Annotated in this window: 6 protein-coding genes; 2 read left to right on the top strand and 4 right to left on the bottom strand. The window is 72.2% G+C overall.

Translation table 11 applies throughout. The annotated features are described in order from the left end of the window. Positions 1–138 precede the first annotated feature (138 nt). A complete protein-coding gene (locus ACFV9H_RS40840) occupies positions 139–984 on the bottom strand; it encodes an ABC transporter ATP-binding protein (RefSeq protein WP_385408978.1) in 846 nt (281 codons plus the stop codon). Positions 985–1,116: 132 nt separating this feature from the next. Continuing rightward, positions 1,117–2,259, bottom strand: coding sequence for a PP2C family protein-serine/threonine phosphatase (locus ACFV9H_RS40835; RefSeq protein ID WP_385408976.1), 1,143 nt, complete (start codon positions 2,257–2,259; stop codon positions 1,117–1,119). A gap of 117 nt (positions 2,260–2,376) precedes the next feature. On the opposite strand from ACFV9H_RS40835, the gene ACFV9H_RS40830 reads away from it, so the two are divergent. Next, positions 2,377–3,612 carry a GNAT family N-acetyltransferase gene (locus ACFV9H_RS40830; RefSeq protein WP_385408974.1) on the top strand — a complete coding sequence of 412 codons (1,236 nt, stop codon included), beginning with the start codon at positions 2,377–2,379 and terminating at the stop codon, positions 3,610–3,612. A gap of 455 nt (positions 3,613–4,067) precedes the next feature. Here ACFV9H_RS40830 and ACFV9H_RS40825 read toward each other — a convergent pair whose 3' ends face one another. Both ACFV9H_RS40825 and ACFV9H_RS40820 read right to left on the bottom strand, forming a co-directional pair. After that, positions 4,068–4,874, bottom strand: coding sequence for an Fpg/Nei family DNA glycosylase (locus ACFV9H_RS40825; protein WP_385408972.1), 807 nt, complete (start codon positions 4,872–4,874; stop codon positions 4,068–4,070). A gap of 76 nt (positions 4,875–4,950) precedes the next feature. Next, positions 4,951–5,436 carry a ribose-5-phosphate isomerase gene (locus tag ACFV9H_RS40820; protein ID WP_385408970.1) on the bottom strand — a complete coding sequence of 162 codons (486 nt, stop codon included), beginning with the start codon at positions 5,434–5,436 and terminating at the stop codon, positions 4,951–4,953. A gap of 220 nt (positions 5,437–5,656) precedes the next feature. Between ACFV9H_RS40820 and ACFV9H_RS40815 the strand changes: the two genes are divergently transcribed. Then, on the top strand, positions 5,657–7,093 hold the full coding sequence (locus ACFV9H_RS40815) for an amino acid permease (RefSeq protein ID WP_385408968.1): 1,437 nt from the start codon (positions 5,657–5,659) through the stop codon (positions 7,091–7,093). The last annotated feature ends 49 nt before the right edge of the window (positions 7,094–7,142 follow it).

Genomic DNA, 7,142 nt, shown 5'->3' with positions numbered 1-7,142 from the left:
CCCCGCAGGGCGTCGAACGCAACCACCCTCGGCCCTCCGACCCCTGGAAACGTTCGGCGCCCGAGGAGACGCCCCGGCGCGCGCCCGGCCCCGGCCGGGCCGGCCCAGGTGGCAGCCGCCCGATCCGAAGGAAAAGGCCTATGCCGCCGCCGTGCCCGCGTAGGAGCGGGTCGTGAGGGTGGTCATGCGGGCGGCGATCGTCGTGGCCGGGCTGCGCGGGAGGCGGTCGGCGATGAGGCCGTCGGCGAGGAAGAGGACCTGGTCGGCGTGGGCCGCGGCGGCCGGGTCGTGGGTGACCATGACGATGGTGGCGCCGAGGGAGTCGACGGCGGACCGCAGCAGCCCGAGGACCTCGGCGGCGGTGGTGGTGTCCAGGGCGCCCGTGGGCTCGTCGGCGAAGACCACGTCGGGACGGGTGACCAGGGCCCGGGCGATGGCGACGCGCTGCTGCTGGCCGCCGGAGAGTTCGGCCGGGCGGCGCCGGCCCTTGCCCTCCAGGCCTACGCGGGCCAGCAGGTCCGCGGCCCGGGCGCGGTCCTCTCGGCCGCCGGCGAGCCGCATCGGGAGCAGCACGTTCTGCTCGACGGTGAGGGAAGGCAGCAGGTTGAAGGCCTGGAAGACGAAGCCGAGGCGGCTGCGGCGGAGCTCGGTGAGCGCGTTCTCGTCCATGCCGGTGATCTCGGTGCCGCCGAGGCGGACGGAGCCCTCGGTGGGCAGGTCGAGTCCCGCGGCGCACTGGAGGAAGGTGGACTTCCCCGAGCCGGAGGGGCCCATCACTGCGGTGAAGCTGCCGCGCGGGAGGGTGAGGTCGATGCCGCGCAGGGCGTGTACGGCGGTGGCGCCGCGCCCGTAGGCACGCCGTACGCCGCGCAGCTCGACGGCGGCCGTGGTGTCGTACGCGTGGGGCGCCTGCGCCGGGCCGCCGTTCCGCCCCTGCTCCTGCTCCTGCTGCTGCTGCCGCCGCCTGCTCCGCCGGAGCCCCATGGTGTGCCGCCTTCCGCGCCGTCTGCCGTCCTGTTCGTGCCTCCGACGCTACGGATCACCGCACGCCCGCGACCATGACGCGGCCCGGCGGACGGAGGGTGGGGCAAACCCCACCCCGGGAGGGCGGGGGGGTTACGGCGAGCGGCGGATGAGGAGGAGGGCTCGGTCGTCGTTGACGTCCTTCGCGACCTTTTCGATCAGGTGCCAGGCCGCGCCCTCCCAGCCCGCCGCCACGTAGCGGTCGGCCTCGCCCGTGAGGCGGTCGATGCCCTCGCTGATGTCGCGGTCGGCCGTCTCGACGAGGCCGTCCGTGAAGAGCATCAGGACGTCTCCGCGGCGGAGGTTGCCTCGGGCCGGGGTGAATTCCGCGCCGTCGTAGACGCCCAGGAGGGGGCCCTCGCCGGTCTTCTCCTGCCAGCGGCCCGTGCCCGCGGAGAGCTGGAGGGCGGGGAGGTGGCCGGCGGAGAGGAGTTCGTAGTCGCCGGTCTCCAGGTCCAGGACGAGGTGGATGGAGGTGGCGAAGCCCTCGTCCCAGTCCTGGCGGAGCAGGTAGCCGTTGGCGGCGGGCAGGAAGCCGTGCGGGGGCAGGGCGCCGAGCAGGCCTCCGAAGGCGCCGGACAGGAGGAGCGCGCGGGAGCCCGCCTCCATGCCCTTGCCGGAGACGTCGGTCAGGACGATCTCCAGGGTCCGGCCGCCGTTCGTGCGGGCCGCGACCACGAAGTCGCCGGAGAAGGACTGGCCGCCGGCCGGGCGCAGCGCCATCTCACGGTGCCAGCCGCGCGGCAGGGCGGGCAGTTTGCTCTGGACCCGGATGCGTTCGCGCAGGTCGAAGAGCATGGTGCCGCCGCGCCGCCACGGTACGCCGACGCGGCTGCGGAACTGGGCGATGACCAGGCCGAAGAAGCCGCAGGCGGCCACGACCAGGACGGTGCCCGGGGTGACCCGGGCCGGACCCTGGGTGTACGGGCCCAGTACGAGGGCCTCGACGATCAGGGCGGCGGCGGAGGCGGCGTAGAGGGCGAGGAGGCTCGCCGGGCGCAGCAGGAGGCCGCCGGCGACGATCGGCAGGACGAGCGCCGAGGGCGAGAACCAGACGGGCATCATCAGCGTGCCGCAGGCGATCGCGGGGACGGTGAGCAGCAGCCCGCCGAACGCGAGCCAGTCGGAGGCGTCGCCTCGGAAGTAGTCGACGGCGGATTTGCGCAGGGCGGTGCGCGCCCGGTGCGACAGCATGCGCGCCCGGGCCATGAGCGTCTCCACGCGTGCTCGGGCCATTGCTTCGGGACCCTATCCATCCCAGCTGTGCGCGCGCAGGGGTACCCCCGCTCCGAGGGCCCTTCGACGCTCGAAAACATGTCGACTGAGCCGTAATGCCCTGGTAAGGATGGCCATATGGCTCTTGAGACGCGCGTATTGCAGGCCGATGAGTGGGATGTCTGGTACGACCACCTTGAACTGGCGTTCGGCGGTGTGCCCGAATCCCCCGAGGAGCGCAAGCTCTACCGGCAGCTGACGGAGACGGAGCGCTCGCTGGGCGTCTGGGACGGCGCCGCCTGCGTCGCCTCGGCCGGGGCCTTCAGCTTCCGCCTCTCCGTGCCGGGCGGCGCGCTCGTCCCGGCGGCGGGCGTCACGATGGTCGGCGTCTCCCCGACCCACCGCCGCCGCGGGGTCCTGACCTCCCTCATGCGCCGTCAATTGGACGACATCCGGGCGGGTGGCGAGCCACTCGCCGTGCTGACGGCCTCGGATCCGGCGATCTACGGGCGTTTCGGGTACGCCACGGCGACGTACGCCCTCGCCGTGGACATCGACGCGACCCGCGTTCGGATTTCCGTGCCTCCGGGGACCGACGACGTGACGCTGCGCCTGGCGGATCCGGAGGAGACGCTGGCCGCCTGCGAGCGGGTGTACGCGCAACTGGTCGCGGGCCGACCGGGCATGCCCTTCCGGCAGCCCGGCTGGGAGCAGCTCGCCCTGCTGGACCCGCCCGGCTCGCGCGACGGCGGGTCGCCGCTGAAGTGCGTGGTCGCCGAGCGGGAGGGCGGCGAGGTCGTGGGCTACGCCCGCTACCGGGTGAAGCCGGAGTGGGACCTGACGGGTTCGGACGGCAAGGTCGAGGTGAGCGACATCGACGCGCTCGACCCGGCGGCGTACGCGGCGCTGTGGCGCTACCTCTTCGGGATCGACCTGACCTGGACGGTACGGGCGCACCGGCGGCCGGTGGACGATCCGGTGCTGCACCTGGTCAGCGACGTCCGGCGGTCGCAGCCCCGGATGCGGGACTCGTTGCACGTACGGCTGGTGGACCTGCCGGCGGCGCTCGAAGCGCGGACGTACGGGGCGGCTCTGGACGTGGTGCTGGAGGTCGAGGACGCGTTCTGCCCGTGGAACGAGGGGCGGTGGCGACTGGTCGCCGATGCCAAGGGGGCCGTGTCCTGCGCGCGGACCGAGCAGCCGGCGGAGTTGGAGCTGTCGGTCCGGGAGCTGGGCTCGGCGTACCTCGGCGGGATCACCCTGACCTCGCTGGCGGCGGCCGGCCGGGTGCGCGAGCTGCGACCGGGCGCCCTGTCGGAGGCCTCCCGCGCCTTCGCCGGCGACGTGGCCCCCTGGCTCCCGCACGGCTTCTAGACGGCCCAGCCGGGGCCGGGCGTGTGCCGGGGCGGCCCCGCCGGGCGCGGCCCGCCCCGCCGGGGTCGGGTGTGCGTCGGGGCGTCCCCGCAGGGGGCCGAACGCAACCACCCTTGGCCCTCCGACCCCTGGAAACGTTCGGCGCCCGAGGAGACGCCCCGTCGCGCGGCCGGCCCCGGCGGAACCCCACGCGCGGGCCGGGCCGGGGCGGGCCGCTGCGCGGAGCCTTCCCCCACCCCGCCCCTTCCCGAAACCGGGGCTCCGCCCCAGACCCCGCGCCTCAAACGCCGGCGAGGCTGAATGGGTGCGGCTCAAGCGCCGGCGAAGCCGGGTGGGGGCGGCTCAAGCGCCGGCGAAGCCGGGTGGGGGCGGCTCAAGCGTCGGCGGGGCCGGGTGGGTGCGGCTCAAGCGCCGGCGAAGCCGGGTGGGGCGGCTCAGGCGCCGGCGAGGCTGATTCAGCGCTGTTGACAGCCCGGGCACCAGAAGAGGTTGCGGGCGGCGAGATCGGCGGTGCGGATCTCGCCCCCGCAGATGTGGCACGGCATGTTCGCCCTCCGGTAGACGTACACCTCGCCGCCGTGGTCGTCCACCCTGGGCGGGCGGCCCATGACCTCGGGCAGGTGCTCGTCACGGACGGTGTCGATGCGGTTGTTGCGCACGCCCTCCCGCATCAGCGCGGCCAGGTCCCCCCACATGGCGTCCCATTCGGCTCGGGTGAGGTCCTTGCCGAGCCGGTACGGGTCGATGCCGTGCCGGAAGAGGACCTCGGCGCGGTAGACGTTGCCGACGCCCGCGACCACCTTCTGGTCCATGAGCAGCGCGGCGACGGTGGTGCGGGAGCGGGAGATACGGGTCCAGGCGCGGTCGGGGTCGTCGGCCGGGCGCAGCGGGTCCGGGCCGAGCCGGTCGTGTATCGCCTTCTTCTCGCCCTCGCCGATCAGTTCGCAGGCGGTGGGGCCGCGCAGGTCGGCGTAGTGCGCCTCGTTGAGCAGCCGCAGCCGGACCGTGTCGGTGGCCGGCGGCGCCGGGGCCGGCCCGAAGCCGAGCTTGCCGAAGAGGCCGAGGTGGATGTGGATCCAGGCGTCGCCGAGCTCCAGGAAGAGGTGCTTGCCGTGCGCCTCGGCGCTCTCCAGTTCGCGCCCGTCGAGCAGCGCGGCGCTCTCGGCGAAGCGGCCCTGCGGGCTGCTGACCCGGACCGGGCGGGCGGCGAACCGCTCGGCGTGGTCCTGGGCGAGGCGGTGGATCGTATGCCCCTCGGGCACGGCAACGCTCCTGGGAAGTCGGGGGAAAGAAAAACCGGCCGTACCGCCCGGAGGGGCGACACGGCCGGAAGCGGAATCAGCCCTGCGGGTGGTGCGCCGGGATGGGGGGCAGCTCGCCGGTCTGCTCGTACGCCGCGAGCATCTCGATGCGGCGCGTGTGGCGCTCCTCGTCGGAGTACGGGGTCGCGAGGAAGGCCTCGATGAAGCTGACGGCCTCGTCCTGGGTGTGCATCCGGCCGCCGACGGAGATCACGTTGGCGTTGTTGTGCTCGCGGCCCAGCTGGGCGGTCTGGACGCTCCAGGCGAGGATGGCGCGGACGCCCTTGACCTTGTTCGCGGCGATCTGCTCGCCGTTGCCGGAGCCGCCGATCACGATGCCGAGGCTGTCGGCGTCGGCGGCGGTCTTCTCCGCGGCACGGAGGCAGAACGGCGGGTAGTCGTCCACCGCGTCATAGATGTGGGGCCCACAGTCGACGGGCTCGTGGCCGTTGTTCTTGAGCCAGTCCACGAGGTGGTTCTTGAGCTCAAAGCCTGCATGGTCGGATCCGAGGTACACGCGCATGCAACGAGTGTGGCACGAAGGCCCCCGGTGGACCTCGGCAGGGTGTCGCGTAAGTCACTTCTAAAGCTCAAGTAAACCCAAAGACCGCAGATGGGACAGGGCGGGACCAAGGTCCTGGACGTTCGTCCCTAAGCAACGATCCGGATTGGGGTCTTCCGCCCTGCGTTCATCTCAGGTTTGAATGCCGGGGCTCGCAACCCGAGAACCTAAGGATCCGTCCATGAGCTCCACGACGACCCTTCAGAAGGAAGGCAACCCCACCGGCAACCCCGGTGACGGTCTGCCTTCCGACGGTCTGAAGGCCGGTCTCAAGAACCGCCACCTGTCCATGATCGCCATCGGCGGTGTCATCGGCGCCGGCCTCTTCGTCGGCTCCGGCGGCGGTATCGCCAAGGCCGGCCCCGCCATCCTGATCTCCTACGCGCTGGTCGGCGCGATGGTGGTCTTCGTGATGCGGATGCTGGGCGAGATGGCCGCGGCCAGCCCCAACTCCGGCTCCTTCTCCGCTTACGCCGACCGGGCGCTCGGCCGCTGGGCCGGCTTCTCCATCGGCTGGCTGTACTGGTTCTTCTGGGTCGTCGTGCTCGCGGTCGAGGCCACCGCCGGTGCCGCCATCCTGGAGAGCTGGATCCCGGCCGTCCCGCAGTGGGGCTGGGCGCTGATCGTCATGGCGGTGCTGACCGCCACCAACCTCGGCTCGGTCGCCTCCTACGGTGAGTTCGAGTTCTGGTTCGCGGGCATCAAGGTCGTCGCCATCGGCGCCTTCGTGATCATCGGCATGCTCGCCGTCTTCGGCGTGCTGCCGGGCTCGGACAACCCGGGCGCGGGCTTCGCCCACCTGACCGACGCGGGCGGCTTCTTCCCCAACGGCTACGGCGCCGTCCTCACCGGCGTGCTGATGGTCGTCTTCTCCTTCATGGGCAGCGAGATCGTCACCCTCGCCGCCGGCGAGTCGGAGAACCCCCGCAAGGCCGTCACCCAGGCCACCAACTCCGTCATCTGGCGGATCGGCGTCTTCTACCTCGGCTCGATCTTCATCGTGCTGACCCTGCTCCCGTGGAACGACAAGTCGATCACCGAGAAGGGCTCGTACGTCGCGGCCCTGGACTCGATCGGCATCGCGCACGCCGGCACGATCATGGAGGTCATCGTCCTGACCGCCGTGCTGTCCTGCCTGAACTCGGGCCTCTACACCGCCTCCCGCATGGCCTTCTCGCTCGGTGAGCGCGGCGACGCCCCGAAGGCGTTCGCCAAGGTCAACTCCAAGGGTGTGCCGGTCGCCGCGATCCTGGGCTCCACGGTCTTCGGCTTCGTCGCCGTCTACTTCAACTACGCCTTCAAGGACACGGTCTTCAACTTCCTGCTGAACTCCTCGGGTGCCATCGCGCTCTTCGTCTGGCTGGTGATCTGCTTCACCCAGCTGAAGATGCGCGGGATCCTGGTCCGCGAGGCCCCCGAGAAGCTGACCGTGAAGATGTGGCTGTTCCCGTGGCTGACCTGGGCCACCGCCGCACTGATCATGTTCGTGATCGGCTACATGTTCGTGGACGACGCCAACCGCGAGGTGGTCACCCTGTCCACCCTGGTCGCCGGCGCGGTCGTGGCCGTCGGCGTGGTGCTGGACTTCCGCCGCAAGCGGGCCGCGCTGCGGGGCTGACCCCCGGTCGCGCACGTACGCCGGAGCCCGGCCCGCCTCACAGGCGGGC

It is taken from the genome of Streptomyces sp. NPDC059874 (assembly GCF_042731135.1).
Lineage (GTDB): Bacteria > Actinomycetota > Actinomycetes > Streptomycetales > Streptomycetaceae > Streptomyces.
This window is presented reverse-complemented; position numbering and strand designations above follow the sequence as displayed.

Excerpts from the sequence above, each read along its gene's own strand:
- ACFV9H_RS40815 (WP_385408968.1), top strand. The coding sequence starts at position 5,657 with ATGAGCTCCACGACGACCCTTCAGAAGGAAGGCAACCCCACCGGCAAC.
- ACFV9H_RS40835 (WP_385408976.1), bottom strand. The coding sequence starts at position 2,259 with ATGGCCCGAGCACGCGTGGAGACGCTCATGGCCCGGGCGCGCATGCTG.
- ACFV9H_RS40840 (WP_385408978.1), bottom strand. The coding sequence starts at position 984 with ATGGGGCTCCGGCGGAGCAGGCGGCGGCAGCAGCAGCAGGAGCAGGAG.
- ACFV9H_RS40820 (WP_385408970.1), bottom strand. The coding sequence starts at position 5,436 with ATGCGCGTGTACCTCGGATCCGACCATGCAGGCTTTGAGCTCAAGAAC.
- ACFV9H_RS40830 (WP_385408974.1), top strand. The coding sequence starts at position 2,377 with ATGGCTCTTGAGACGCGCGTATTGCAGGCCGATGAGTGGGATGTCTGG.